Genomic DNA, 26,928 nt, shown 5'->3' with positions numbered 1-26,928 from the left:
TTTATTTCGGGTAGTTTCGCGAAGTAATGGCAGGCTCAAAATTCGCATTTCAAGGACGGTATGATGAATCGACAACATGCTTTAATCGGCTTGGTGGTGGCGGTGGTTATTGCGGGGTTGGCGCTGCTGATTAATCGGCTGCCATCCACGGACTCAGCTGTTGACCGCGGCCAGACAGCTTCTTCACAAAGCACCGAACAAGCGGCTTCGCAAGATGCAGCTCTGCAGCAATGGCAACAGTATCTAACTGAATATCCTCAAGGTTTTATCGGTGCTGAGCAAAAGCTGCTGTACCGCTTTAACCGGCCGGTGGTGGATGCGGCGTTGGTTGGCAAAACCGAATTGCAGCGCGTGAGCATGGCGCCGGCGCATGAATTCAGCGCTCTGTGGCTTGATACCTCTACCTTACAATTAACCCCGGTTGGGCCTTTGCCATCCGGTGAAAAACTGCAGCTGACCTTACATCGCCAAGGCTTATTACTCGATTCTCCTGTTACGACCCCAGCAACTACGCCGAGCACCGATTTCAGCCATCCAGTACAGGTGCTGCCACAACAAATCAGCCTGCGTGAAGTGGGTTTCCAGCAAGCCGATAACAACTCTGCGCTCAGTTATCAATTTGAAGTGCATACGCTGGATCCGGTGTCGCAAAACCAAATCAATAGCATGTTTGCCGTAAGCCAGCAGCCCGAGAAAGCGCTGACGCTGGAGTGGCAGGCGGTGAGTCCGCGGCTGTGGCGCGCTACTGTGCTTGGGCTTGAAAAAACCACGGCGGCACAAACCATGGTGTTACAGTGGCAGGATGCGCCAGCGGACCATGCAAGCAGCAATGCTGACGCCAAAGCTGTTAGCGATAAGAATTTAAGCGACAAACAATTTAGCGCCAAAAGAAGCATTGAAATACCAGCGTTAGAGCAATTTAGCTTGCTGACCTCCCAAGTGCAGCAACAACAGGAACAACGCTTTGAACTGCGGTTTTCGCAGCCGCTGGCCAAACAAGACCTCACCGGTCTGGTGAAAGTGAACGACCAGACGGTACGCAGTAAAGTGCATGGTAACGTACTGCAATTATTCCCCGATTCACCGCTCAAACAAAAAGTGAAGATCTGGATTTCCCGGCAAATCGGTGCCAGCAATGGCCAGTTGCTGGGCAATGATCAGACGGTCGAGTTGCAGGTTAGCTCAATGTTGCCGCAAATCAGCTTCCTCGATGGTGGTTTTATTCTGCCGCAGGCCGAGCGGTTACTGATCCCGGTGGAAGTGACCAATGTCAAAGCGGTGCAGCTGAAGATTTTTGAAATTTACAGCAGCAATATCGGCCAGTTCTTGCAAGGCGCGCCGCGCAACTGGCAAAGTGATTACACCAATCGCGAGGTCGGCCGGTATATCGCGCAGCATGAACTCACGCTAAAAACTGCGGCGCTGGATGAAAAACAGCAAGTGCAACTTGACGTGACCGCGTTGGTCGGTAAACACCGCGGCAGCATTTTGCGCCTCGAAGCCAGAGTGCTACCGCAACATAGTTTGTACGCTTGCGACACCACCTTAAAAAGTGAGCCGCTGGTGGAGTTAGAGCGGCTGAATTACGAAGGTAGTTATCAGCGGCATGATGAAATTCCGGAGCATTTGTGGCGGTTTTATCAATCCGAAGGCTATTACGACTGGGACGAACGTCGTAACCCTTGTAAAGATGCCTATTTCACCAGCTACAACGACAATGTAAATGCCTCAAAAGTGTTTATCGCCTCCAATATCGGCCTGTTGAGTAAACTCGGCAGCGATCAGCAACTACATGTGTTAACGACCAATTTGCAAACCGGCCAGCCTGCTGCCGGCCAGAACATCAGCGTGATGAACTACCAACAGCAACAAATTGGTAGCGCGGTGTCGGATACCAACGGTTTTGCCACCATCAAACCGGAAGGGGTGCCGTTTTACCTCAAAGCGCAGGCCGATGGGGACGTGGCATATTTGCGTATTCCAACCAATGAAAGTTTACCGACTGGCCAGTTTGATACTAGCGGCGTCAAAAGTACCGAAGGTGTAAAAGGCTTTTTCTACGCCGAGCGTAATGTGTGGCGGCCGGGTGATGCTATTCATTTAATGTTGATTTTGCAGGATAAAAACCAGCAACTGCCGGATGATTTCCCGGTGACGCTGGAGCTGTTTGACCCGAAAAGTCAAAAAGTGAAAACCCTGGTGCAACGTCAGCAACTGGATGGTTTTTACCGTTTTGATTTAGCCACCGACGACGATGCGCCAACCGGCAACTGGCATGTGGTGGCCAAAGTCGGCGCCAGTTATTTTGATACGACGCTGAAAATTGAAAACATTCTGCCGAATCGGCTAAAAATCGAGTTGGATTTACCCAAAACACCGATTTCTGCAGAGGCGCGGCCGCTGCTGCTTACCTCAAGCTGGCTGAACGGTGCGCTGGCGCAACATTTAAAAACCGATGTTGAGCTAAAACTTTCCACCACCAAGACTCAATTTGAAGGTTACGCCAACTATCAGTTTGATGATGTGAACCGCAAATTTGCCGCCGAATCGAAGAAGATTTTTGAAGGCAAACTGGACGCCAACGGCCAGGTGCAGCTGGAGTTTAAGCCGGAACTCAATACACCAAGCCCAGGTGCGCTCAAAGCGATGTTTATTCAGCGGGTATTTGAGCCGAACGGCCAGTTCAGTACGCAATATCGCCAGACGACAGTGCTGCCGTACCCGCAATGGGTCGGCCTGCAGTTGCCGGAAGAAGTCAGGCACTCCACGCTCGATGAAAAAGCCAGCGCTGCGATTGCGTTGATGTTGCTTGATCCAGCAGGCAAACCGGTCGCTAACGGTATGATTCAGTTGCGGTTACAGCAACTGAAATGGCGTTGGTGGTGGGAGCAATCGGATGATGACAACGCCAACTATGTCAGCGATGAACAGCTCAAACAAGTTGAAGATCGCAGTTTAGTGACGGACGCGCAAGGCGCCGCTAACTGGCTGATGTATGGCAAAGATTATCCGGCCGGTCGTTATCGGCTCACCGCTTGTGTTAGCGCCGCGAGCCCGGAAAATCACTGTAGCAGCGAAGAAATTTATATCGGTTGGGGTTACGGCGACAGTACCAGCCGCGATGGCGCCACCAGGCTGAGCCTGAGCAGTGATGCCGCCAGTTATCAGGTCGGCGATACCGCCAAAGTGCATTTACCGGCAGGCCCGGATCGCAAGGTGCTGTTGAGTCTGGAAAATGGTTCCAAAGTGCTGGAGAAACGCTGGGTGGCGGTGAAAAAAGATCAGGACTTGCTGGAGATCCCCATCACCAACGCCATGGTGCCGAACGTCTATGCCCATGTGACACAAATTCAGCCGCATCACAACCGGCAAAGTGATACACCGCTGCGTAGTTACGGCATCTTAAATTTAGCGGTCAGCGACGCAAAAAGTCACCTTGAGCCGCTGTTGAAAACGCCGGCCGAAGTGATGCCGGAAAGTGAATTCAGCATTGAGATTTCCGAAAAAACCGGTCGCGCCATGACCTATACACTGGCGCTGGTCGACGAAGGTTTGCTCGGCATTACTGATTTTCATGTGCCAGAACCACACCCGGCTTTGTATCAGCGCGAAGCGCTAGGCGTGCGGACCTGGGATTTGTTTGACGATGTGGTCGGCGCTTATAGTGCGGACTTGTCACACCTGCTGGCGGTGGGTGGTTCGGATTTAATTCCGAAACGCGATGGTCAGCGTGAACGGCGCTTTAAGCCAATAGTGCAGTTTTATGGCCCGCTTACCTTAAAAGCCGGTGAGACTGCCACGCAGCAGATCAAATTACCGCCTTATATGGGCGCGGTACGGGTGATGGTGGTGGCCGGTGACGGTTACGCTTATGGTCAGCAGGAAAGTACCCTGACGGTGACGCAACCGCTGACGATTTTAAGCACGGTGCCCCGGTTAATTGGACCGGGCGAAGAATTCGCGTTGCCGGTGGCGGTGTTTTTTAGCGAAACTGCTAAAGCCGATAAAACCAAAGCAATCACCTTGCCGCAAACCGTCAAAGTCACGGTGCAAACGGATGATTTATTAACCGTGCTGCAAGCCGAAGCTGCGCTGACCTTTAGCCAGCCCGGTGAACAAACGGCTTTGTTGAGAGTAAAAGCCAAGCAACTGCTCGGCATGGGTAAACTGACGGTCAGCGCCAGTATGGCCGGGCAAACCGCCAGCGAAGTCATTCATTTGCCGGTAAGAAGTGCCAATTCGCCGCAACAACGCAGTGTCAGCCGCTTGTTAAAACCAGGTGAAAGCTGGCAGCCACGCGCTGACCAGCTGGGCATGCCGGGCACCAATGAGCAATGGCTGACCGCCAGTCGTTCACCGGATTTTGGCTTTACCAGGCTGGAACTCGAGCTCTATGAATATCCCTTTATGTGTCTGGAGCAATCAACGTCTAAAGTGCTGCCGTCGCTTTATCGCAGCTTGTATCAAACACCAACGCCAGAGCAGTCGCTGAAAATTCAGCAGACTATTCAACAACATCTGCGCCGGTTAGGGAAATATCAGCAAGGCAGTGGCCAGTTTAGTTATTGGCCAGGTTCCACTATGGTCGAAGAGTGGGCCAATTTATACGCCGGCTATTTTATGCTGCGCGCGCAGCAGCAAGGCCATAGCGTGCCTGCGGACATGCTGAAAAACTGGCTGGCCAATAGCCGTCAGACCGCCAACGGTTTTAATGGCAAAAGCCCGGATGCGATGGTGCTGCAAGGTTGGCGGTTGTGGTTGCTGGCGATGGCCGATAATGCTGATGTCGGTGCGATGAATCGGTTGCGTGAAGATTTGCTGCGCGGCTCGGTGAAATCGCATTCGCTGGCGCAGCATTTCCTGGCACTGGCTTATGCTGAACAAAGTCTGCCGGATATTGCGTTGGCGTTGCAGCAACGGGGTGGCCAATTACAAAAAGGGACTTTACCTGGAACGCCACAAGAAAAATTGCCTGGTGTGCTGAATTCGCCGATGTTGCAGCAATTAGTGCAGCTGGAACTTGCTGCGGCGTTACAGCAATCGGAGCGGCGCTGGTCATTGGCGCTGGAGTTAGCTGATCAGTTAAAACAACAAAACGGCCATAACACTATTGAAAAAGCCTGGGCGATGGCGGTGCTGTTGCAGCAGTTTGGTCAGGCGCAGGGTGTAGCTGATCTCACTTCTGAAATCACTTTAAGCACCGGGCAGGCTGCTGCCGCAACCGTCTGGCAGTTGACCGATCCGGCCTACACTGAAGCCACCAGCGACTATCAAGCAGATGCTTTTGCTGTAAAAAACACTGGCACCAGCGAGTTGTATCTGACACTGACGCAACAAGGCATTCCGGCCGAAGGGCAGGAGCTGGCGCAGGCGGCTGGGTTAGAGTTGCAAGTACAGTTTAGCGATTTACAGGGCCAAGCCATTGATCCGGCCAGTATCCGGCAGGGCACTGATTTTATTGCGCAAATCATCGTGAAAAACACCACAGCCGCACCGGTGAAAGACTTAGCGCTGATGCAGGTGTTTCCATCGGGCTGGCAACTGCGTAATACCGTGCTGTCGGATGATGCCAAAGCGGCCAAACTGGATTTTCAGCAGGCGGGTGATGACAGGCTGCAAAGCTTTTTCCCGCTGGCGGCAGGTGAAAGTATCCGGTTACAAGCAACTTTAAATGCCAGTTTTGTTGGCCGTTATTATTTGCCAGGTTGGACCGCAAGCTCGATGTACAACCCGAAAATCCGCGCCAATAATCTGGGGCGTTGGGTGGAGGTACTGCCCTGAGTTGGCGCATACCGTCTTTGGGAAAGGCTTGGCCAAAGCCGCGAACAAATCAGTGGCGAAAACTGCAAATCAAGCGCCGCTATCTGGCCGCGCTGATCGCCGGGTTTTTGCTGCTTGGCGGGCTTGGTTATCAGCTGCTGGCGCCGGACTGGCCATTACGCTTCACCAGCCCGCAGTGGTCGACGGCGTTGTTCGACCGGCAAGGTCAGTTGCTGGATTTGCATATTGCCGAAGATCAGCAATGGCGATTGCCTTATCAGGCGGTAGAGCTGCCAACACGATATCAAACCGCGCTATTGGCCTTTGAAGATCAGTATTTTTTTCAGCATCCCGGCATCAATCCGCTGTCGGTAGCGCGGGCTTTTTGGGGCAATCTGGTTGCTGGCAAAGTTAAAAGTGGTGCCAGCACCATCACCATGCAGGTATCGCGGCTGCTGTATGGTAATCAGCCGCGCACCTTAACGCAGAAACTGCAAGAAACCCGGCTGGCGATGCAGCTGGAATGGCATTACGAAAAACCACAAATTCTGCAGCTGTACGCTAATCACGCGCCTTATGGCGGCAATATTGTTGGGCTAACTGCGGCCAGCTGGTGGTATTTTGGTCGTGAACCGGCCGCGCTGAGCTGGGCCGAAGCGGCGTTGCTGGCGGTACTGCCGAATAGTCCGGGCCTTATTCACCCCGGCCGGCGCGCTGATGTGTTACTGCACAAACGCGATCAACTCCTTCGAAAACTGGCGCAGCGCGGTGCCATGCAAGCGGTTGATTTACAACTGGCTTTGCTCGAACCTTTGCCGCAAAAACCAGCCGGCTGGCCTGCCCAAAGCCCGCATTTGCTGCAAACCTTACGCGGCAAATGGCCGCAACAACCGCTGTTTTACACCGATCTGGACCAGCAACTCCAACAACAAATGACCGCTTTATTGGCGCGACATGCGCGGACTTTGGCGATCTCCGGCGTGCATAATTCGGCGTTGTTGCTGATTGACCATCAAGAGATGAAAATCCGTGCTTATGTGGGGAATGCCAGTGTCGCTGGTGAGACTTCAACTGCAGAGGCTGCAAACACCACAACCCACGGCCGCGCCGTCGATATTATTCAAAGTCGTCGCTCTACCGGCAGTATTTTAAAACCCTTTTTATACGCGCTAATGCTGGATGAAGGGCTGCTGACCTCAGAATCTTTGTTACCCGATGTGCCCAGTAAATTTGGTGGTTATGCGCCGGTGAATTTTGATTTGCAGTTTCGCGGTGCGGTCAAAGCCGGTGACGCTTTGGCGCAGTCGTTAAACGTGCCGGCAGTGCGGATGTTGCATCAATATGGCGTTGGCCGGTTTAAGCAGCAGTTGGCCGCTTTTGGCTTAAGTACGGTGAATAAAGGCGCCGATCATTATGGGTTGTCGCTGATTTTGGGCGGCGCTGAAGCCACTTTATTTGAACTGAGTCGCAGTTATGCAGCGATGATGCAGCTGGCGGCGCAAACGAATACTACGGCATCGCTACCGTTATTAAGTCTGCAATTTCCGGCTGTTCCCGCTGCGGCGCCTCACCCAGATCCAAAAGCCGAAACACTGAGCCTGCCAATCAGCAGCGGCGCTGCTTATCTAACGATGCAAACCTTGCTGAATGTCGAACGGCCGGATAGCGAAGGCTCCTGGCGCGATTATGTGAATAGCCAGAAAATCGCCTGGAAAACCGGCACCAGCTTTGGTTTGCGTGATGCCTGGGCGATTGGCTCGAATGGTCGTTACACCATCGGCGTCTGGACCGGTAATGCTGATGGCTCACCAGCCGCCATTCTGGCGGGCGCACGCAGTGCCGGGCCGGTGTTGTTTGATGCCTTTCGACTGTTGCCAGACGCGCCCTGGCTGAATAAACCCGTCACCGCGTTGCAGCAGGTGGAAGTCTGCGCCAACGACGGTTATCGGGTGCGCTTTTCCTGCCCACGCAGTACCACCGAAATGCCAGCACAGCGGCAGTTGCAGACCAGCCACAGTTTTCAGCAGCAGCTGTGGCTGGATCCAAGCGGCAAGTTTCAGTTGCCCGCTGGTTGTGCGCCGGAGGTTGCACGGCAGCAACAAACCCGGCTTATTTTGCCGGTGGCGATGGCGTATTTTTATCAGCCGCAACATCCGGAATATCAAGGCTTACCGCCAATCTGGCCGGGTTGTGAGCAGATGCAGGAACAGTCGCAAACCAGCGCGGCGCCACATAATCTACGCCTCGATTTACTGTACCCCAGCAGCGACAGTCAAATTCGGTTACCGCTGCAACTTGACGGCAAGTTGGGACAAAGTATTTTCCGCGCCGTACATCGTGACAACAAAGCGCTGTTGTACTGGCATCTGGACGAGCAGTATCTTGGCCAGACCCGGATGCCGCATCAGATGGCGATCCAAACCACTGCCGGGCAGCATCAGCTGGTGATCACCGCCAGTGATGGCAGTCGATTGCAGCGGCAGTTTGAGGTGCTTGGCGATCCTGAGTTAAAACGCTAAACCTGCCTTGTGACAGAGATGCTTTACAGCGCAGCTTTACAGGACAGCTTTACAGGAAAGGCACAGCGCTTTACATTAACTGCTCTTACCAGTTTTGGTGATGTGCAATATTGCCACAGGAATACGCCGATGCAGCCCGACACCTTATTACCCTTTCTCGCCGAAGTGTTTGATCAAATGCCATTTAACCGTTTACTCGGCCTGAAAGTGACCGCTTTTTCTGCCGACAAAGCCGAAGTGCGTTTTGATTTTTCGCCACAGTTAGTTGGCAACCCGGTGCAACAAATTCTGCATGGCGGGGTGATTGCCACTGTGCTGGATACCGTTGGCGGCATTATGGCGATTGCCAGTGCGCTGCGCCGCCTCAATAGCGTCGAGCATGAAGTGCTGGTAGCGAAGATGGGCAAAATGAGCACCATTGATATGCGCAGTGATTATTTACGGCCGGGTCGTGGTAGCGAATTTATCGCCACGGCAGAAGTTATTCGCGCCGGCAATAAAGTTTGTGTTTGCCGGATGGAATTACATAACGAACTTGGGGTGCATATCGCACTGGGCACCGGGACTTATCTGGTCGGTTGAGCGAAATTCGAGTCCAAAACAGCAAGCTGCAACAGGTAAAACCCGCTACACTGGCGCCAATTTTTCGCCCGCCAACTTTTTCGACATGCTTTTCCTACAAGTTGGCCTCGCCCGGGATCTCGTGAATGCAATTAACTCGTGAACAAAAAGTCGGTGGTATTTTTGCTGCCAGCGCTTATACGCTCTGGGGCATCGCGCCGCTGTATTTTAAAAGTATCGACTTTGTGCCGGCCATGGAAATTCTGCTGCATCGCATCGTCTGGTCGTTTTTGTTGCTGGCGCTGATCTTAACCGCGATGCAGCAATGGCCGCGGGTGCTGGCGGTATTAAAACAACCAAAAATGGTAGCGGCCATGTTGGGGACTGGCCTGTTGCTGGCCGGTAATTGGGGGCTATTTATCTGGGCGGTCAATAATGAACATATGCTCGAAGCGAGCTTGGGTTATTACATCAATCCGCTATTAAACGTGTTGCTTGGCATGGTGTTCCTTGGCGAACGGCTGCGTAAATTACAGTGGGCGGCAGTGGCGCTGGCCTTTACCGGGGTGCTGATCCAACTGGTGTATTTTGGCTCTTTGCCCTGGGTGGCGCTGGTGCTCGCCAGTAGTTTTGCGCTTTATGGTTTGTTTCGCAAAAAGCTGGCGGTAGATGCGCTGAGTGGTTTGTTTGTGGAATCTTTATTATTAATGCCGCTGGCGCTTTATTACTGGATAACGTTTGCCGATTCAGCTTCAGCCAATTTATTGGAAAACAGTCTGACGCTGAACTTATGGTTGGTCGCCGCCGGTGTTGTCACTACAGTACCGCTGCTGTGTTTTATCGCCGCAGCAAGGCGGCTGCAATTGTCGACCATGGGTTTTTTCCAGTACATTGGCCCAAGTTTTATGTTTGTGTTTGGCGTCTTTATTTACCACGAGCCGCTCGATAGCAGTAAGCTGGTAACCTTTGCCTTTATCTGGACCGCCTTGCTGGTGTATTCGCTCGATGCGGTGTATCAATTGCGCCTTGGGCGACGCGCGGCAACATCACAATAAGGGAAAAATATGCTGAAACTTTATGTGGCGGTGGATGTGTCGGATGATGATGTGACTTTGGCTGAAGTTGCGGAGCAATGCGGCTACGATGTGCGGCATCCGTTGGTACTGGATGTCGCTGAACCTGTGGTGGCGCATTTTCATGAGCAGGACTGTCTGCAGCTGGCGTTAACTTGTCCGGATGGTGTTGTCGATGCTGTGGTTTTATTGGCCGAAGCAGAGCTGCTGTTATCCCATCCGTCGGTGTCAGCTGTTTACAAAATTGGTATTAGCGAATAGAAGTAGACACTTTTAGCTTATCAAGCTTGCGCATAAATATCGCGATAGCCCAGCCAGCGTCTGATCAAGCCTTCTGCAGCGCGTTTATCCAGTTGCCATAGTCGCTGCGCTGCTTGTTGCGCCGGGGCTATTAATGCTGCATCGCGGGTTAAATCGGCGATGCGATAGTTAGCAACACCAGTCTGCCGGGTGCCGAGTAACTCACCCGGGCCACGAATTTCTAAATCGCGCTGCGCAATGACAAAACCATCGTTACTTTCGCGCAATACCCCAAGCCGCGCCTGCGCTGTGCCGGATAATGGCGCGTGATACAGCAGCACACAATGCGACACCGCGCTGCCACGACCCACCCGACCGCGCAGCTGATGCAGTTGCGCCAGACCCAGCCGCTCCGGGTTTTCAATAATCATCAGGCTGGCGTTGGGCACATCAACGCCCACTTCAATCACTGTGGTTGCCACCAACAGCTGAATTTCGTTGGCGGCAAACGCCTGCATCACCGCTTGTTTTTCGCTGCTTTTTAAGCGGCCATGCACCAGCCCGACCTTCAAATCAGGCAGTGCGGCGGCTAATTCGACCGCGGTATTTTCAGCAGCCTGACATTGCAGTACATCAGATTCATCAATCAAGGTACAAACCCAATAGGCCTGCCGCTGCTGTTCCAGCACCACTTTTTCGACCCGCGAAACGACTTCGGCGCGGCGACTATCCGGCAGCACCACTGTGGTGACCGGCGTACGGCCGGGTGGCAATTCATCAATCACCGAGGTATCCAAATCAGCATAAGCAGTCATCGCCAGCGTGCGCGGAATAGGCGTGGCGGTCATTACCAACTGATGCGGGAAGAAGCCACTTTGACTGCCTTTTTCACGCAGCGCCAGCCGCTGGTGCACACCAAAGCGGTGTTGCTCGTCGATAATCACCAGCGCTAAATCAGCAAACTGCACCTGCTGCTGAAACAAGGCGTGGGTACCAATCACAAACTGTGCCTCGCCGTTCGCGATAGCCGCCAGTTCCGTGTCACGGGCTTTACCTTTGGTTTTACCGCCAAGCCAGGCCACCTGAATGTCCAGCGGTTCCAGCCAACGGCGAAAGGTGCTGGCATGTTGTTCGGCCAGTAATTCGGTTGGCGCCATCATCCCCACTTGACTACCGGCAGCAATAATTGGCAAGGCAGCGAGCGCCGCTACCAGCGTTTTACCGGAGCCAACATCACCCTGCACCAAACGCAGCATCGGTTCCGGTTTGGCGAGGTCGGTTAAAATGTCTTTCAGCACCCGTTGCTGCGCGCCGGTTGGAACAAACGGCAAGCTTGCCAAAAAGGCCGGGGTGAGTTTTTGATCTGCAGCAAAGCTTCGCGCCTGTTGCACCTGGCAGTGGCTGCGTAGCTGCAACATACTCAGTTGCTGCGCTACCAATTCTTCAAAAATCAGTCGTTGCTGCGCCGGATGTTGTCCAGCTTCTAATAATTGCAACGACGCATCCGGTGGTGGCCGGTGTAAATACCCAAGTGCTTGGCTTAATGACCAGGCTTGCGGCGGCAACACCGGTGCTAAAAATTCTTCCGGGCTACAACGACGAAGTTCCAACAGCGCTTGATCGGTCAGATTACGCCAACTGGCTTGTTTTAAACCTTCGGTGGTGGGGTAGACCGGGGTCAGGGTTTCTGCGACTTCTGCAGGTTCCTGATCTTTAATGATTTTGTATTCAGGGTGCAACATTTCCACCCCGCGCATGCCGCGTTTGACTTCGCCAAAGCAGCGCAGCACGACACCGGGCACCACGGCATTTTTTTGCGCGGCGCTGAAGTTAAAAAAGCGGATGGTCAAAGTGCCGGAGCCATCCCGCAACACCACCACCCAGCTGCGTCTTTTGCCAAAGGTGATGTCGCTACTGACCACTTCACCTTGCAAACTAACACTTTGCAGCGGCCAGGCATCGCCAATCGGACAGACGCGGGTGCGGTCTTCGTAGCGCAAGGGGAGATGAAATAACAGGTCTTGCACCGACTCAATCGCCAGCTTGCTGAGCAAATCAGCGGTCTTGGCGCCGACGCCTTTGAGTTCGGCGATGGCCAGATTGCTCAGTAAAGTTCGTTGCAAAATCAGTGTCCTGCGGTGGAAAAGCTCCGGCTATCATAACGGATTAACGTCAAAAGGCCAGTTTGAAGAAGCTGCCGATGGCGGCTATTCATAAAAATGCGTTTCTTTTGCCGCCACCAGCTTTTCCAGCTGCTGACTAATTTGCAGGTGCAGTTGGAAATTGGGGCTCATCCTGGATAACGCCAGATGGTTTTGTAATTCACGCCGGCTCGGCGGTTGCCAGGCGTTCACCACAATACTGCTTTGTAATCTGGGATTGTGTGTGAGCAACCGTTCCGTGATGTGGAGTGGGCCGGCAACAGCGTCAATCTGCTTAAAATGTAGCATCGCCATGGCTTGCTCCAGATCGTCAACTCTGCGCATTTTGACTTGCTGTTGTTCGAGTAAGGTGATCAAACCTTTGCTATAGATGCGGCTTTTAACCAACGCCACTTGTAGGTTTTGCAGCATGTTTTCGTCGGCAATAGGCTGGTCTTTGTGGACAAATAAAGTCTCAGATTTGGCCTCGTCAAACGGCAGCAGCAACATATATTGCTCGCGTTGTTCGCTCCACATCAACCCGGCCATTAAGTCAGTTTTGCCTTGTTGCATCAATAATAAGCAACGGGCGGTAGGGGTGGGCGGACTGAATTTGAGTGTAAAACCACTTTGCCTGGCGAGTTTTTGCATCATGTCGACCATCGGACCGCTGGGTTGTTGGCCTGGCAGGTAGGAGTGACGGGGCGGGAAATCATCAAGACACCATTCCAACTCAGGCGCTGCGGCATTGGCGTGACCCATGACAATACTGCAGCTGATGCAGAGCAACACAGCGACATCAATCAGCAATAATCGGGGGAGTTTTAGCATGGTGCCGCCGCTGTGTTGAGGACATTTCAGGTTGACCCTGAGTCGCCACTCGGCAAGATGTATAAAATCAGCATACAAGCGGGAATACCTGAATGCCAGTGATGATCGCTAAAAGTTGTGCTGTGCTTTTTGGTGCAAAGCAGCTGATTGCTCCCTCAGCCGTTTGAGTCCGGTGGTCGCCTTCTGGTGGGCTCGGTCAGCAGATAGGTTGGTTCTTGCAAATGCTGGTGCACGCCGTACAACCGTTGCACGGTACCGTCAGCCACCATCTCTGCGACAGTGTGCTCGATTTTTTCTTTCAGATACAAGTGTTTGCTTTTCTTCGACAGACCGATGTTGATATATCTTTTGGTCGGGAATTTAAAGGTTAAGTTAGCTTTTCGAAATTGATAGTGCAGCTGTGGCTGATTGCGGATCACTTCTAAAGAACTTTGGGTCGGCACAATCAGACCATCAACCCGTTTTTTCAGCAGCAGCTCAAAACCAGCCGCAATACTGTCGACTTCGATGTGATGTTGGGTTTGATCGTTCATCAACGCCATCAGCGTTGGGTTATAGCTGTAGTTGCGTACCGTGACCAGAATCAGTGGTGTCAACTGGCTGAGTTGATCGATAAAACGTGTATCATCGCCGCGTAAATACAAGGTTTCCGGAATGGTTTCGTTATATGGGATCAAGTGCATCATCGCCGCACGTTCGGGCGTGGCATTCAGATTGATCATCAGATCGCTTTCGCCATTTTCCATCTGGCGTAAACAGCGCGCTAAAGGGGTGCGCAGACTGTATTCAAGGGTAAAACCGGCGCGTCGCGCTAGCTCTTCCATCAGGGCGACCGAAGGACCTGCTGGTTTATTCCGACCGTGAAATTCATGAAACCGCGGAAAATGGTCAAGACACCAGTGCACTATTGGTTGCGGCACTTCAGCTTGCGCGGGCAGTGCCATAAAGAATAACCACAACAGCCACTTAGGGCTCTGCCACCATGCGCTGACAAAACCCGGTGTGCTCTTAGTTTTCAGTCGTTTCAGCTGGAACTCCACGCAGATCGCTACAGCAGATCGGTTAGTTAGTTGAAGGAACTTCCATCACGCCATCAATTTCAATTTGTGAGGCGCGAGGTAAAGCACTGACCTGAACGGCGGCGCGAGCAGGATACGGCGCGCTGAAATGGCGGGCCATAATCTCATTCACGGTGGCGAATTTGGATAAATCGGTCAGGAAAATATTCACTTTCACCATATCGTTGATGCTGCCACCGGCAGCCTGGCAAACGGCGGTTAAATTCTGAAACACTTGCTCCGCTTGCTCAGCAAAATCTTCCGAAATCAATTGCATGGTCGATGGCACCAGTGGGATCTGGCCGGATAAATACACCGTGGTGCCAATCTTAACCGCCTGGCTATAAGTGCCGATGGCGGCAGGGGCTTTTTCAGTACTGATAATAACTTTAGACATAGACTATTACTTCCTTCGATAGACTTTCAGCACATCCGGCGTGACCCGGATTTTGCGCATGACGTTAGCAAGATGGATGCGGTCGCGCACCGATAAGGTGATTTTAATCACATAATCGCCGGTATCGCGGTCGTCCGTTGCCAGATCCTGAATATTGGAATCCAGACCAGCAATCACAGTGGTGAGTTTCGCCAGCATGCCTTGTTTGTTGACAATAAACACCCGGATATCACATAAAAACTGTTTGTCGCCGGTTTTATCCCAGCGCACCGGGAAGTATTTACCCGGCTCTTTTTCCCAGCCACGGATATTCCGACATTCCGAACGGTGAATATTTAAGCCTTTGCCCGGTGAAGCACTGGCGGCAATGGCATCACCCGGGATCGGTCGGCAACATTTGGCAAATGTGGTGAGCATGCCCTCTGAGCCGACAATAAATGCTTTGGGTTTTGACGGCAGGACCTCGTTGGTATTACTGTTTTCATCAAACTCACCGAGCATCCGCCGCGCAACTGCAATCGGTAATTGATTACCAAGCCCAATATCGATAAAAAGTTCGTCGAGGGTTTTTTGTTTGCTGTTTTGCAGCACTTGCTCGACCCTGTCCGGCGCTATTGATTCAAACGGCACTTCGCCAAGGGCTGACGTCAGCAGTCGTTTACCCAGTGCAATGGCTTCGCTTTGTTCTTGTTTTTTCAGGTAATTACGGATGCCCATGATAGCGCGGCTGGTGACCACATAGTTCAGCCAGTTGGCATTGGGTTTACCGCCGGTGCTGGTAATGACTTCCACCGTTTGACCGGTTTCCAGTGGTTTACTTAAGGGGTAAGGTTTGCGATCAACCCGCGCGCCAACACATTTGTTGCCGATGTCGGTATGCACGGCATATGCAAAATCAACGGCTGTGGCGCCAATCGGTAATTCCACAATTTTGCCTTTGGGCGTAAACACATACAGCTCATCCGGATACAGCTCGGATTTGACGTTCTCGACAAATTCGTAGGTGTTGCCGGCGCTTTGCTGTATTTCCAGCAGGCTTTGCATCCAGCGTCTGGCGCGGATCTGCGCAGTAGTATCGCCTTGTTCACCGGGCTTTTTGTATTTCCAGTGCGCGGCGATGCCGTTGTCGGCCATCTCATCCATTTCACGGGTGCGCATCTGAATTTCGACCGGAATACCGTGTGGGCCAATTAGCGAGGTATGCAGCGACTGATAACCGTTTTGTTTGGGAATGGCGATGTAATCTTTAAAGCGGATTTCAATCGGTTTATACAGGTTATGCACCACACCTAAAATGCGATAGCAGCTGTCGACGCTATCGACCAACACCCGAAAGCCATAAATATCCATCACATCATTGAACATCAGCTCTTTGCTTTTCATCTTACGATAGATGCTGTACAGATGTTTTTCGCGACCAGACACTTCGGCTTTGATACCGGCATGGCCAATCCGCGCTTCAATTTCACTCTGAATTTTTTCGATTACTTCACGACGGTTGCCGCGGGCTTGTTTCACCGCGGTTTCCAAAGCCCGGTAGCGCATTGGATATAAAGCGCGAAAACCCCAGTCTTCCAGTTCGTTTTTGATGTTGTGGATACCCAGTCGGTTGGCGATTGGCGCGTACAGCTCCAGGGTTTCTTTGGCAATACGACGGCGTTTTTCTGGTTTTAACGCGCCGATGGTGCGCATGTTGTGGGTGCGATCAGCCAGTTTGATCAGGATGACCCGGATGTCCTGGGTCATTGCCATAAACATTTTCTGCAGGTTGGTGACTTCAAACTCTTTGATATCTTTGAATTTTACTTTATCGAGTTTGGATACGCCCTGCACCAGTTCGGCCACAGTGCCGCCAAAACGTTGCTCCAGATCTTCTTTGCTGTATTCGGTGTCTTCAATCACGTCGTGTAATAACGCGGCCATCAGCGTTTCATGGTCCATTCGCATTTCGGCAAGGATGCTGGTCACGGCGACCGGATGGGTAATATAAGGTTCACCACTGGAGCGGGTTTGCGGGGCATGTGCATCCCTTGCCAGCAAATACGCCTGTTGCACCATGGCAACCTGCTCGGCCGGCAAATACGCACTGATCTGTTGTTTCAGACCTTCAAATAAATACACTGCAATAAGCTCCATATCGGGAAGTCACACTGACGCCCGCTATCTGCCTAAAATATACGTGGATTTTGTCTGCTTGCCAACGGTGGACAGCTGTTATACCCGTTATCATTGAAGATGCAGGGTTGTTGGCCGCCTTCACTCGCCCCAGTCACATAGGACAGCTATGCTCCTGGGGTCTCGCTCAGTTGCCGCCTACCTGCATCGTCAATGATTTAGGGTATAACTGAAACAATTGCGGGGAGAAACTCAATTAGGGAGGGTTTCAGCAGCTGAGCTTTGGATTAACACCAGAAGTGCTCAGCTGCCCGAAATTTTTGCTTACTGCTCTGTACCGATGATGGCAGCTACAGCGGCCATTTCAGATGCTTCCTGTTGCAGTTGATCGCGACGTTCTTGCTGGTCCAGGATATTGGCGGTGATATAACCTTTTTCGATTTCCCGCAGAGCGACGACGGTTGATTTGTCGTTTTCAACATCAACCATTGGCTCTTTGCCTTCGACTGACAATTGGCGTGCACGGCGTGCTGCGACCAGGATCAGATCAAAACGGTTACCAATTTTATTTACTGCATCTTCAACTGTTACGCGAGCCATTTACCACTCCGGTATTCAAATTCTGACAAGACCGACTAGTCTACGCTATTTCGGTTAATTCGCCAACAACTCAGTCAGCAATGCCTGCTGGTGTTGTTGCTGTTTTTGTAGCGTCAGCCGCTGACCAAGAACCACCTGCTGCAATTGCAACAAACATTGCTGGAAATCATCATTCACTAAAACATAATCATATTCAGTGACATGGCTGATTTCGCTTTTTGCTTGTTGCATGCGTTTAGCAATAACTTCCTGGCTATCCTGACCACGCTGATTTAAGCGTTTTTCCAGCTCGGCGACACTCGGCGGCAGGATAAAAATACTCAGTACCGAAGGGACTTGCGCTTTGATTTGCCGCGCGCCTTGCCAGTCAATATCTAAAAACACATCACGGCCTTGTGCTAGTTCATGTTCAATCGCGGTGCGGGAGGTGCCGTAGAAGTTACCGAACACTTCAGCCCATTCTAAGAAGTTATTCTGTGCAATCAGTGCTTTAAATTCATCGACTTTGACAAAGTGATAATGCACACCATTGACTTCGCCAGGCCTTGGTGCGCGGGTGGTGTGGGAGACACTCAGTTGCATATCCTGATGTTGCCCGAGCAGCGCATGAATAAGGCTGGATTTGCCAGCGCCGCTTGGCGCGGACAAGATAAATAAATTACCTGGTAAATGGTGCATATCAACGCCTGCATAAACACAAAGGCTGGATTTTACGTGCTGTGATTGCGCTCTGCAAACTTTTAACTGTTGCGTACCAGCGAGAGCTCGCGGTCAACAACCCCGCATCTGCAAGGATGAAGGGGATAAATCAAGCACAACATCAACTCAGCGCTTGGCGGTGGCTTTAATCGACAGCGTCAGCTGAAACACTGCCATCGGTTCATCACCATGCAACGAAGGACAAGTAATGGTCACCGCCACCGTTTTATTGATACGCTGGCCGGTCGCTAACGACTCTTCCAGCATGTCGTCAATCAAAGCGCCGTCATTGCTGCGAAACCAGACTTCAGCTTCCGGCCGTTTTAAAAACTGGCCTTGTACGTCTTTAAAGGCAAAGTTGGCGTTGACACCACGGGCTTTGGCTTTACTGAACACCAAAAAAGCCCCGGCTAAATCGGCGCCGATGGCCAAAGCGCCAAAATAGATACTGCCCAAATGATTTTTGGTCCGCCAGCCATGCGGCATGCTGACCGCTAATGTTGAGGCCGTCATTTCGCGAATGGTCGGTGAGCAAAATCCGATCAGGGGGATATAACGCCAGCCGAACCACCAGAGTTCACGGTTTGCTTGTTTTAAATTCAATTTCATCAAAGTGCCTGCTGTTGTGCGCGCTCCAGCAGTTGTGCGCGCTAATGTGCAGCGAGCTTACCACCGCTAACGCTGGTCGGACAAGCTGGGTGGATCTTGCCGCCAATCTTGCTCAAATTGCTGCATCGCTTGCTGGCGGCGGGTGGCACATTCCACAATCACGCTGGTGGTGCGCACGCCATAACAAAAGCGCGGTTCCTGATAATAACCAAGCCACGCCGATAATTGTTTGCCCTGATAGGGGGCTTTCACTTCGATGGTGGAAGCATAAAAATCGCCAGCCAAGCTGCGATCAGGTGCAAAGGCCGGCTGACGTGAGGTAGGCAACAGACGGCGCACTGTGGCTTTTGTTTGGGTCACAATAGGTTTTTCGCAGTGGTAAAACAGTTGTTTTTGCAGTCGCTGCTCAGTGTCTTTGATTTTTGCAGCATCCCGCAGCCGGTAGCCTTTCCGCTGCTGGTTGCGGTTTCCCTCTAATTCTTCCTGTAACTGCTGGCATTGGTTTAAGTTAAATTGCTCGACCGCAGGTAAATTGGCGACAAAACAAATCAGGATCACCAGCACGATAAACTGCGCAATAAATAAAATGACAGAGTTACGATTCATCACTGTTCCTTGTGACTTTGTTGTTAAATAAAGGTGATTAAAAATTAATCAGGATTGTCGGCCTGTCCAGACAGATTTTCGGGAATAATGGCTTCGATTACCGATTTTTTAATAACCACATGAATTATTAGGGAAAAAATATTGATCTTTTTTTCAGGATTGATTTTTTCGTTGAATAATAAAGCGCGCGGCTTCCCGAAGTCAGTTACATAACTGCAGTTTTTAGCCAACCCCAGAAGCAGAAAACTAGCAGTGAAAATCGCTGAAGTTGCACATTTCTGGTTAATCCATGGTGACAACTAAATGAACAAACAGACTGGCTTGGAACCGGTAAGTTGGTTTAGGCTGTCAGCGAAAACGAATTTAAAAAAACAGATCTTTACTCACAGGAGCTCCAGATGAAATATTCGCTGGTGGCGTTGATGCTTGGAATGGCTTTGGCCAGTCAACCGGCAGCAGCCACAGATGGTAGCCAGATCCAAAGTTTTACCCTGAACAACGGGATGAAAATTCTGGTGCTGGAAGATGATTCAATTCCCAATGCCAACAGTTATTTATTCTGGAAAGTTGGCTCGCGCAATGAGCGTCCTGGCATTACCGGCATTTCACATTTTTTCGAACATATGATGTTTAACGGCGCCAAAAAATATGGTCCGAAAATGTTCGACCGCACCATGGAAAATTCTGGTGGCGCCAACAATGCCTACACCAGCGAAGATCTAACGGTGTACACCAACTGGTTCCCGACGGCGGCCACGGAAACGATTTTTGATTTAGAAGCCGACCGCATCGCCAACCTCGACATTAACGCCAAAATGGTCGAAAGCGAGCGGGGAGTTGTCGCCTCTGAGCGCACCACCGGTCTGGAAAACTCGAATTTTCGCACCTTGCACGAACAGCTTAAAGGCATTGCATTTCAGGCCCATCCGTACCGTTGGTCGGTGATTGGCTATGAATCCGATATCAAAGGTTGGTCGCTGGACGATTTAAAGCAATATCACAAAACCTATTACGCACCGAATAACGCGGTGATGGTGGTGTCAGGGGCGGTGAAGTTTGCTGAAGTGAAGCGTCTGGCCGAGCAGTATTTTGGGCCAATTCCAGCTCAGCCAGCGCCAGAAAAACTGCGGACGACCGAGCCGGAGCAAACCGGTGAGCGTCGCACTTACGTGCAAAAAGCCTCGGTCAGCACGCCGAACGTGATGCTGGGCCACCATGTCCCGGCAACCTCACATGCTGATTATTATGCGCTGGATTTGATGGTTTCCATTCTGAGTGAAGGCAACAGCTCCAGACTGTATAAAAATCTGGTCGACAAACAAATCGCATTGGAAGTGTTTGGTTATTTGCCGATGTCGTTTGATCCGAACCTGTTTTATCTGATGGCAGTGGCGAGTCCGGACGTTACAGCAGCCAAGCTCGAGCAAGCTCTGGTTGCTGAAATTAACAAGCTGGCCAAAGATGGCGTGACGACGCAAGAGCTTGAAAAAGCAAAAAATTTCCGCTTGATGCAATTCTATCAAGCAATGGAAACCATCAACGGCAAGTCTGACACTATTGGCACTTATGAAGTGTATTTTGGCAATTTCCAGCGCTTGTTTGATGCGCCAAAACATTATCAGAAAGTCACGGCTGCGGATGTGCAGCGTGTCGCTCAAACCTATCTGAAAAAATCCAACCGCTCGGTCGCAGTGCTGGATGCCAAAGAGGATAAAGATTTATGAAAATCATTGGTTTAGTCACCAGAACTGCGCTGTTGTGTTGCTCAGTGCTGGCAATCACCGTCCAGGCGGCGGAATTTAAACTACCGGCCTACGAAAAAGTCACTTTGGACAATGGGTTAACGCTGTATTTGTTACCACAACACGAAGTGCCGCTAGTGACAGTGCATGCGGTGGTGAAAGCCGGTGCGATTTATGATCAAAAAGCGGGTTTGTCGTATCTGACAGCCCAGGGTTTGATGCTTGGTGCTGGTGGTAAAACCAAAACCGAAATAGAGCAAACCATTGATTTTCTGGGGGCCAGTCTAAGCACAGGTTCTTCGCTGGAAGGTTCGATGGTGCAAGCGAATTTTATGGCCAAAGACAGTGCTACTGTATTGCCACTGGTCAAAGCGCTGTTGACGCAGCCTGCCTTTGATGACGCCGAATTTAAAAAAATGCAGCAGCGGGAAATTGCTGCTTTGACCCAGGCCAAAGAAAGCCCGCGCGAGGTGATTGATCAGTATTTTCACCGCTTAGTATTTGGCAAACACCCATACGGTTATGCTCAAAATGGTGAGCCGGAGTCGGTGAAGCAGATCGCCCGCAAAGATTTAACTGCTTTTCATCAAAAATATTATCAACCGGCCAATACTGCAATCGTGGTTGCCGGCGATTTTGAAACGGCAGCGATGAAACAGCAGCTGCAACAGTTATTAGGCAGCTGGAAAAATACCCAAAAGCTGCCGGTGCTGGATTTAACGGCGGCTTTAACAGCGCCTGCCGAAAGTCAGGTACTGGTGGTTGATAAAAGCGATGCCATTGAAACGACGTTTTTAATTGGTGGCCCTGGCGTGACTCAGTCTAATCCGGATTATGTTGGGATCAGCGTGATTAACACCGTGCTCGGCGGCCGTTTTACCTCCTGGCTGAATGATGAGCTGCGGGTTAACAGTGGTCTTACTTACGGCGCGCGTTCTGGTTTTGATCGTTATTCTGCGGCCGGCTTATTTGCCATCAGCAGTTTTACCAAAACCGACAGCACCAAAGCGGCACTTGATTTAGCCTTAAAAACTTACCAAAAATTGTGGAGTCAGGGTTTGGATCAAGCGACGCTGGATTCGGCTAAGGCTTATGTCAAAGGTCAGTTCCCACCAAAATTTGAAACCAATGCGGCGTTAGCTGAATTATTGGCTGATATGTATCTGTATGGTTTTACTGAAGATTACATCAACAGTTTTCAAAGCAAAGTGGAAAATCTGACGCTGGCGGATAGCAAAAGACTGATCAACAGCTATTTTCCAAAAGACAAACTGCAATTGGTGCTGATTGGCAAAGCAGAAGCGATAGCGCCGCTGGCCGCCAGTTACGGTAAAGTGACGCAGCTTGATATTAAAGCCCCTGGCTTTGGTAAATAAATTGCTTCGGTAAATAAATTGCCTTGGTAAATAACGGCTTTGGGTCAAGAAGGTAAGAGCAGGGCAGCTTCGGTTGCCCTTTTTTATTTGTCGTCTGGTGGGTAAATCAAGCCTCAAAAAGCGCGCGACCTTATCTGAATTTGGTTGTTGGTCGATGCTATAGTGGAATTGACCGCATCTGTTGATCCCGACTCTGGTGCGGGGCGTTTGAATCAGTGAATGCTGTCGGTATGAATTACCGTAAATACGATTATGCACAATAGACTGGCGCCAAAATGCCGGTCGCATGGAGTCAATGGATGAAAGTAGCAGTAAGCTTATTAACCGGCTGGTGTTTGTTAGCAGGCATGGTTCAGGCACAGGAAAAATCATCAGCTCCGCCGGTACCGGTGCAACTGGCGCAAGTGCAGGTGCAGGACGTGCCGGTATGGCTGCGCGGACTGGGTCAGGTGAAGCCACAGCAAAGCGTCGAGATCCGTTCACAGGTGGACGGGCTGCTGCAGGAAATTCTGGTACAGGAAGGACAGCTTGTCACAGCAGGTCAACTGGTAGCGCGAATTGACGACCGGGCCATTAACGCCGCTCTGTCGCAAGCCAAAGCCGAACTGGATGTAGTGCAGGCGCAGCTCGACAGTGCCAAACGTGATTTACAACGGTATCAGGATTTACGCCAAAGCCAGGCGATTTCGGCGCAGCAAAAAGATCAGCAGCAAGCGCAGGTGCAACAGTTACAAGCTGAATTACGTCGCGTTCAGGCCACCATCCATGCGCAGCAAGTGCAGTTGTCGTTTACCCAAATTATTTCCCCGATCAGCGGCCAGGTCGGCATTCGTAATGTTGATGCCGGCAATTATGTGCGTCCTTCCGATAGCCAAGGGCTGTTTTCGGTGGTGCAACTGGACCCAATCAGTGTCGAAATGGCGTTACCGCAAGCGCGGTTGCCACAACTGCAATTGCTGATGCAACAAATCCGGCAACAGCAACCCGTTGTAGTACAGGCGTATTTACAGGATGGTGCCGAATTATTGGCTACCGGCAAACTGACGGTGGTGGATAACAGAGTGGCCAGCGGCAGTGGCACTATTCGGGTTAAAGCTGATTTTGCCAATCCGGATCACCGGTTATGGCCAGCGCAATCGGTGGTGGTGGCGGTAAATACCGAACAATTAAAGCAGGCGCTGACGGTGCCGGTCAAAGCGGTGCAACAAGGGCCGCAAGGTAGCTTTGTGTGGAAAGTGGAACAAGGTAAAGCGACAGTGCAGCCAATCCAATTACTGCATAGCGAAGGCGTATTAGCTGTGGTGACTGGCGTTAGCGCTGGCCAGCAAGTGGTGGTCGATGGTCAAAGCCGGTTACGACCAGGCGCGACCATTTCTGCAGTGACGCCTGCGGCAACGGGCATTGTGAAAGCCAACGCTGAACTTAGTAAAAAAGGGACAGCGCAATGAACAGCCGTGGTTTATTTGTCTGGTGCATGAATCACCCGATTGGCACAGTGCTGCTCACTTGCGCGCTGGTGTTGATGGGCATTCTGGCCTTTCCGCGCTTATCAATTGCGCCTTTGCCTGAAGCCGATTTTCCAACCATCGAAGTGAATGCGCGGCTGCCGGGCGCCAGTGCTGAAACCATGGCTTCGGCAGTGGCAACGCCGCTGGAAGTGGCGTTAAGCTCGGTGCCGGGTATTACCGAAATGACCTCCACCAGTGCGCTTGGCTCTGTCGGCATTACCCTACAATTTGTGCTGGAAAAAGACATCGATGCTGCAGCGCAGGAAGTTCAGGCAGCGCTGAATCAGGCTGCTGGCAGGCTGCCGGATATGCCCAATTTGCCGACCTGGCGCAAAGCCAATCCGGCCGATAGCCCGATTTTAATTATTGGTGTCACCTCCGAAACGCTGTCGCGCACCGAAGTCAGTGATCTGGCCGAAACCGTGCTGGCGCGGCAAATGAGCCAAATTAATGGGGTCGGAGAAGTTTTTATTGGCGGTCAGCAAAAACCGGCCATTCGCATTCAGGCCAAGCCCGAAGTGCTGGCTGCTGCGGGTCTGACGCTGGCGGATATCCGTGCTGTGGTGCAAAAAGCCAGTGTTAATCAACCGAAAGGCGCTTTGTTTGGTGCGAGCCGGGTCTCTACTTTATCGGTGAACGATCAAATGTTTACCGTCGAAGACTATGACCAGCTGATCGTGCGCTATGACAATGGTTCGCCGGTGTATTTGCGTGATGTGGCGCAGGTGAAACTGGGCGCTGAAAACGATTTTGTGCAAATTTGGCCTAATGGTGAATCTGGTGTGGCGCTGATTATTCGTCGCCAACCGGGCGCCAATATTGTGGCTACGGCCGATCGGATCCAGGCCGCCTTGCCGCAATTGATGGCCGCGCTGCCAGCCGATATCAAAGTCGAAGTATTTAACGACCGCACCCGCACCATTCGCGCCTCACTGGCCGAAGTGGAGCTAACCTTGGGTATTGCAGTGGTGCTGGTGATTGCAGTGATGGCAGTGTTTTTACGACAGTGGTCGGCGACGTTAATCGTCACTGCGGTGCTGTTGGTGTCGTTGATTGCCACCTGTGCCTTTATGTATGTGGCTGGCTTTAGTCTGAATAACCTGACTTTGGTGGCGATTGTGATTGCGGTCGGATTTATCGTCGATGATGCCATCGTCGTGATTGAAAATATTCACCGGTATCTGGAACTTGGCTACAGCAAAACCGAGGCAGCGCTTAAAGGCGCGCAAGAGATTGGTTTTACAGTCATTTCTATTAGTGTGTCGTTGATTGCTGCCTTTATTCCGCTGCTATTTATGGGCGGCATTATTGGCCGGTTATTCCTGGAGTTTTCACTCACCGCCGCCGCCGCCATTTTAATTTCAGTGGTGGTGTGTTTAACCCTGGCGCCAACACTGGCGTCACTCTTTATGGACAAAGCGCCGCACCATGACCCGGCGCATCCGGGATTTTTTGACCGGCTGATGCACCGTTATGACAAAGTGCTGACCTGGGCATTGGATCATCAACGCACCATGCTGGCGGTGTTTTTCCTGACGGTTGCCGGCAGCGTCGCCAGTTTTGTGATGATCCCCAAAGGCTTTTTCCCGTTGCAGGACACCGGTTTTGTGATTGGTTCGACCCAGGCGGCTTCTGATATTTCGTATGAAGATATGGTTGCCAAGCACAAGCAGCTGGAAGATATTTTACGCAACGACCCGGATATCACCGGTTTTAACCATGCGGTCGGTGGTAACAATTCAACCGGTTCGGGCCGGGTGTGGGTGGTGCTGAGCGATCCGGATGATCGCAGCGCCACGGCCAGTGAAGTGATTGACCGCTTACGACCGCAGTTTGCGCAAATCCCTGGTTTACAAGTATTTTTACGCGCCGCACAGGATATAAACCTGGGCGCAAACCAAGGGCGGGCGCAGTATTTGTATGTGCTGAAAGCTTTGGATAGCAATGAGCTGGCCAGTTGGACCGATAAGTTAACCGCTAAACTACGGCAAAATCCGATGTTCACCGACTTATCCAATGACCTGCAATGGGATGCCAATATTATCCGGTTGGAGCTTGATCGGCAGGCGGCTGCAAGGCTGGGTTTTAGCGCCGCCGATTTGGATCAAGCGTTGTATGACGCTTTTGGCCAGCGCCAAATTAACGAATATCAGACCGAAACCAATCAATACAATGTCATTTTGGAAGTGAGTCCGGAGCAGCGGGGCACCGCCGATAGCCTGAATTATTTTTACCTGCGATCGCCGCTGAGCGGTGAAATGGTGCCGTTGTTGTCTTTTGCCAAAGTACTGCCAGCCGAAAGTGGCCCGGTGGTGATTGCGCATCATGGCATGCAGCCTTCAGCGAACTTGTCGTTTAACCTGGCTCCTGGCGTCGCTTTGGGCGATGCGGTGCAAGCGCTGCAACAAGCCAGGGCAGAGCTCAATATGCCGGCAGCGGTCAGCGGCAATTTCCAGGGCGCTGCGCAGGCGTTTCAGGAGTCACTTGCCAGTCAGCCGATGCTGATTTTAACTGCGTTATTAGCGGTTTATATCATTCTTGGCGTGTTGTACGAAAGCTTCGTTCACCCACTCACTATTCTGTCGACGCTGCCTTCGGCCGCAATTGGCGCCATTGGTTTGTTATGGCTTTGGGGCCTGGATTTTTCGATTATGGCGTTGATTGGCATCATTTTGCTGATTGGTATTGTGAAGAAAAACGGCATTCTGATGGTCGATTTTGCGCTGCAAGCCCAGCGTGAACAAGGTTTAAGCGCCAAAGAAGCTATCCATCAAGCCTGTTTAGTGCGGTTTCGGCCAATCATGATGACCACACTGGCGGCCATTTTAGGTGCTGTGCCGCTGCTGCTGGGGTTTGGTACCGGTTCGGAACTGCGGGTGCCGCTGGGGGTGGCGATTGTTGGTGGCCTGGCCTTTAGTCAGATCCTGACGTTGCTGACCACGCCGGTGGTGTTTTTGACCTTGGATCGGCTGTTTTTAGAAAAACGGCGGCAGCAAGTATCGACATCAGCCGTGGCAGTAAAATCGTAGTGTTGCATTTACGTTAATTTCAGGCTTGTCGAACACGGCGCATTGACTACACTTTTGGTTAATT

The 26,928-nt window shown here is 51.6% G+C and carries 18 protein-coding genes; 9 read left to right on the top strand and 9 right to left on the bottom strand.

All coding sequences use genetic code 11. The annotated features are described in order from the left end of the window. Nucleotides 1-63: 63 nt before the first annotated feature. From EOE67_RS01760 to EOE67_RS01740, 5 genes are all read left to right on the top strand, one after another. Nucleotides 64-5,781: an alpha-2-macroglobulin family protein gene (locus tag EOE67_RS01760; protein ID WP_164852187.1), complete on the top strand. Its 5,718-nt coding sequence runs from the start codon at nucleotides 64-66 to the stop codon at nucleotides 5,779-5,781. A gap of 17 nt (nucleotides 5,782-5,798) precedes the next feature. Beyond that, nucleotides 5,799-8,279: a penicillin-binding protein 1C gene (gene pbpC / locus EOE67_RS01755; RefSeq protein ID WP_206099393.1), complete on the top strand. Its 2,481-nt coding sequence runs from the start codon at nucleotides 5,799-5,801 to the stop codon at nucleotides 8,277-8,279. A 129-nt stretch (nucleotides 8,280-8,408) separates the two neighbouring features. Beyond that, nucleotides 8,409-8,861, top strand: coding sequence for a thioesterase family protein (locus EOE67_RS01750; protein ID WP_127697319.1), 453 nt, complete (start codon nucleotides 8,409-8,411; stop codon nucleotides 8,859-8,861). Nucleotides 8,862-8,986: 125 nt separating this feature from the next. After that, nucleotides 8,987-9,895 carry an EamA family transporter RarD gene (gene rarD / locus EOE67_RS01745; protein ID WP_127697318.1) on the top strand — a complete coding sequence of 303 codons (909 nt, stop codon included), beginning with the start codon at nucleotides 8,987-8,989 and terminating at the stop codon, nucleotides 9,893-9,895. A 9-nt stretch (nucleotides 9,896-9,904) separates the two neighbouring features. After that, entirely contained in the window at nucleotides 9,905-10,174 is a 270-nt protein-coding gene (locus tag EOE67_RS01740) for a hypothetical protein (RefSeq protein WP_127697317.1), read from the top strand. Between the two features lie 20 nt (nucleotides 10,175-10,194). Here EOE67_RS01740 and recG read toward each other — a convergent pair whose 3' ends face one another. The 9 genes from recG to EOE67_RS01695 all read right to left on the bottom strand — a co-directional run bounded on the left by recG (nucleotide 10,195) and on the right by EOE67_RS01695 (nucleotide 19,209). Then, entirely contained in the window at nucleotides 10,195-12,276 is a 2,082-nt protein-coding gene (recG, locus tag EOE67_RS01735; protein WP_127697316.1) for an ATP-dependent DNA helicase RecG, read from the bottom strand. A gap of 84 nt (nucleotides 12,277-12,360) precedes the next feature. Continuing rightward, entirely contained in the window at nucleotides 12,361-13,125 is a 765-nt protein-coding gene (locus EOE67_RS01730) for a transporter substrate-binding domain-containing protein (RefSeq protein WP_127697315.1), read from the bottom strand. A 155-nt stretch (nucleotides 13,126-13,280) separates the two neighbouring features. After that, nucleotides 13,281-14,165: a substrate-binding periplasmic protein gene (locus EOE67_RS01725; protein ID WP_127697314.1), complete on the bottom strand. Its 885-nt coding sequence runs from the start codon at nucleotides 14,163-14,165 to the stop codon at nucleotides 13,281-13,283. 22 nt (nucleotides 14,166-14,187) lie between these two features. Continuing rightward, complete coding sequence (locus EOE67_RS01720; RefSeq protein ID WP_127697313.1) at nucleotides 14,188-14,580, bottom strand: RidA family protein; 393 nt, start codon at nucleotides 14,578-14,580, stop codon at nucleotides 14,188-14,190. 6 nt (nucleotides 14,581-14,586) lie between these two features. Continuing rightward, a complete protein-coding gene (spoT, locus tag EOE67_RS01715; RefSeq protein ID WP_127697312.1) occupies nucleotides 14,587-16,701 on the bottom strand; it encodes a bifunctional GTP diphosphokinase/guanosine-3',5'-bis pyrophosphate 3'-pyrophosphohydrolase in 2,115 nt (704 codons plus the stop codon). Nucleotides 16,702-17,019: 318 nt separating this feature from the next. Next, nucleotides 17,020-17,295: a DNA-directed RNA polymerase subunit omega gene (gene rpoZ / locus EOE67_RS01710; RefSeq protein WP_127697311.1), complete on the bottom strand. Its 276-nt coding sequence runs from the start codon at nucleotides 17,293-17,295 to the stop codon at nucleotides 17,020-17,022. Between the two features lie 54 nt (nucleotides 17,296-17,349). Continuing rightward, a complete protein-coding gene (gene gmk, locus EOE67_RS01705; RefSeq protein ID WP_127697310.1) occupies nucleotides 17,350-17,973 on the bottom strand; it encodes a guanylate kinase in 624 nt (207 codons plus the stop codon). A gap of 147 nt (nucleotides 17,974-18,120) precedes the next feature. Further along, the gene (locus EOE67_RS01700) at nucleotides 18,121-18,603 is read right to left on the bottom strand and encodes a hotdog family protein (RefSeq protein WP_127697309.1); all 483 of its coding nucleotides are present in this window, start codon (nucleotides 18,601-18,603) and stop codon (nucleotides 18,121-18,123) included. A gap of 66 nt (nucleotides 18,604-18,669) precedes the next feature. Continuing rightward, complete coding sequence (locus EOE67_RS01695) at nucleotides 18,670-19,209, bottom strand: hypothetical protein (RefSeq protein WP_127697308.1); 540 nt, start codon at nucleotides 19,207-19,209, stop codon at nucleotides 18,670-18,672. Between the two features lie 398 nt (nucleotides 19,210-19,607). On the opposite strand from EOE67_RS01695, the gene EOE67_RS01690 reads away from it, so the two are divergent. From EOE67_RS01690 to EOE67_RS01675, 4 genes are all read left to right on the top strand, one after another. Then, a complete protein-coding gene (locus EOE67_RS01690; protein ID WP_127697307.1) occupies nucleotides 19,608-20,933 on the top strand; it encodes a M16 family metallopeptidase in 1,326 nt (441 codons plus the stop codon). After that, the gene (locus EOE67_RS01685) at nucleotides 20,930-22,327 is read left to right on the top strand and encodes a M16 family metallopeptidase (RefSeq protein WP_127697306.1); all 1,398 of its coding nucleotides are present in this window, start codon (nucleotides 20,930-20,932) and stop codon (nucleotides 22,325-22,327) included. Before EOE67_RS01690 ends, EOE67_RS01685 begins: the two co-directional genes overlap by 4 nt. Nucleotides 22,328-22,626: 299 nt before the next feature. Beyond that, nucleotides 22,627-23,775 carry an efflux RND transporter periplasmic adaptor subunit gene (locus EOE67_RS01680; RefSeq protein WP_206099391.1) on the top strand — a complete coding sequence of 383 codons (1,149 nt, stop codon included), beginning with the start codon at nucleotides 22,627-22,629 and terminating at the stop codon, nucleotides 23,773-23,775. Next, nucleotides 23,772-26,864 (top strand): multidrug efflux RND transporter permease subunit, encoded by a 3,093-nt coding sequence (locus EOE67_RS01675; protein WP_127697305.1) that lies wholly within the window; start codon nucleotides 23,772-23,774, stop codon nucleotides 26,862-26,864. Before EOE67_RS01680 ends, EOE67_RS01675 begins: the two co-directional genes overlap by 4 nt. Nucleotides 26,865-26,928: the final 64 nt, after the last annotated feature.

This window comes from Rheinheimera riviphila (genome assembly GCF_004005945.1).
Lineage (GTDB): Bacteria > Pseudomonadota > Gammaproteobacteria > Enterobacterales > Alteromonadaceae > Pararheinheimera > Pararheinheimera riviphila.
This window is presented reverse-complemented; position numbering and strand designations above follow the sequence as displayed.

Coding starts and splice junctions, on each gene's coding strand:
- EOE67_RS01760 (WP_164852187.1), top strand. CDS start 64: ATGAATCGACAACATGCTTTAATCGGCTTGGTGGTGGCGGTGGTTATT.
- EOE67_RS01750 (WP_127697319.1), top strand. CDS start 8,409: ATGCAGCCCGACACCTTATTACCCTTTCTCGCCGAAGTGTTTGATCAA.
- rarD (WP_127697318.1), top strand. CDS start 8,987: ATGCAATTAACTCGTGAACAAAAAGTCGGTGGTATTTTTGCTGCCAGC.
- EOE67_RS01740 (WP_127697317.1), top strand. CDS start 9,905: ATGCTGAAACTTTATGTGGCGGTGGATGTGTCGGATGATGATGTGACT.
- EOE67_RS01730 (WP_127697315.1), bottom strand. CDS start 13,125: ATGCTAAAACTCCCCCGATTATTGCTGATTGATGTCGCTGTGTTGCTC.
- EOE67_RS01720 (WP_127697313.1), bottom strand. CDS start 14,580: ATGTCTAAAGTTATTATCAGTACTGAAAAAGCCCCTGCCGCCATCGGC.
- rpoZ (WP_127697311.1), bottom strand. CDS start 17,295: ATGGCTCGCGTAACAGTTGAAGATGCAGTAAATAAAATTGGTAACCGT.
- gmk (WP_127697310.1), bottom strand. CDS start 17,973: ATGCACCATTTACCAGGTAATTTATTTATCTTGTCCGCGCCAAGCGGC.
- EOE67_RS01700 (WP_127697309.1), bottom strand. CDS start 18,603: ATGAAATTGAATTTAAAACAAGCAAACCGTGAACTCTGGTGGTTCGGC.
- EOE67_RS01695 (WP_127697308.1), bottom strand. CDS start 19,209: ATGAATCGTAACTCTGTCATTTTATTTATTGCGCAGTTTATCGTGCTG.
- EOE67_RS01690 (WP_127697307.1), top strand. CDS start 19,608: ATGAAATATTCGCTGGTGGCGTTGATGCTTGGAATGGCTTTGGCCAGT.
- EOE67_RS01685 (WP_127697306.1), top strand. CDS start 20,930: ATGAAAATCATTGGTTTAGTCACCAGAACTGCGCTGTTGTGTTGCTCA.
- EOE67_RS01680 (WP_206099391.1), top strand. CDS start 22,627: ATGAAAGTAGCAGTAAGCTTATTAACCGGCTGGTGTTTGTTAGCAGGC.
- EOE67_RS01675 (WP_127697305.1), top strand. CDS start 23,772: ATGAACAGCCGTGGTTTATTTGTCTGGTGCATGAATCACCCGATTGGC.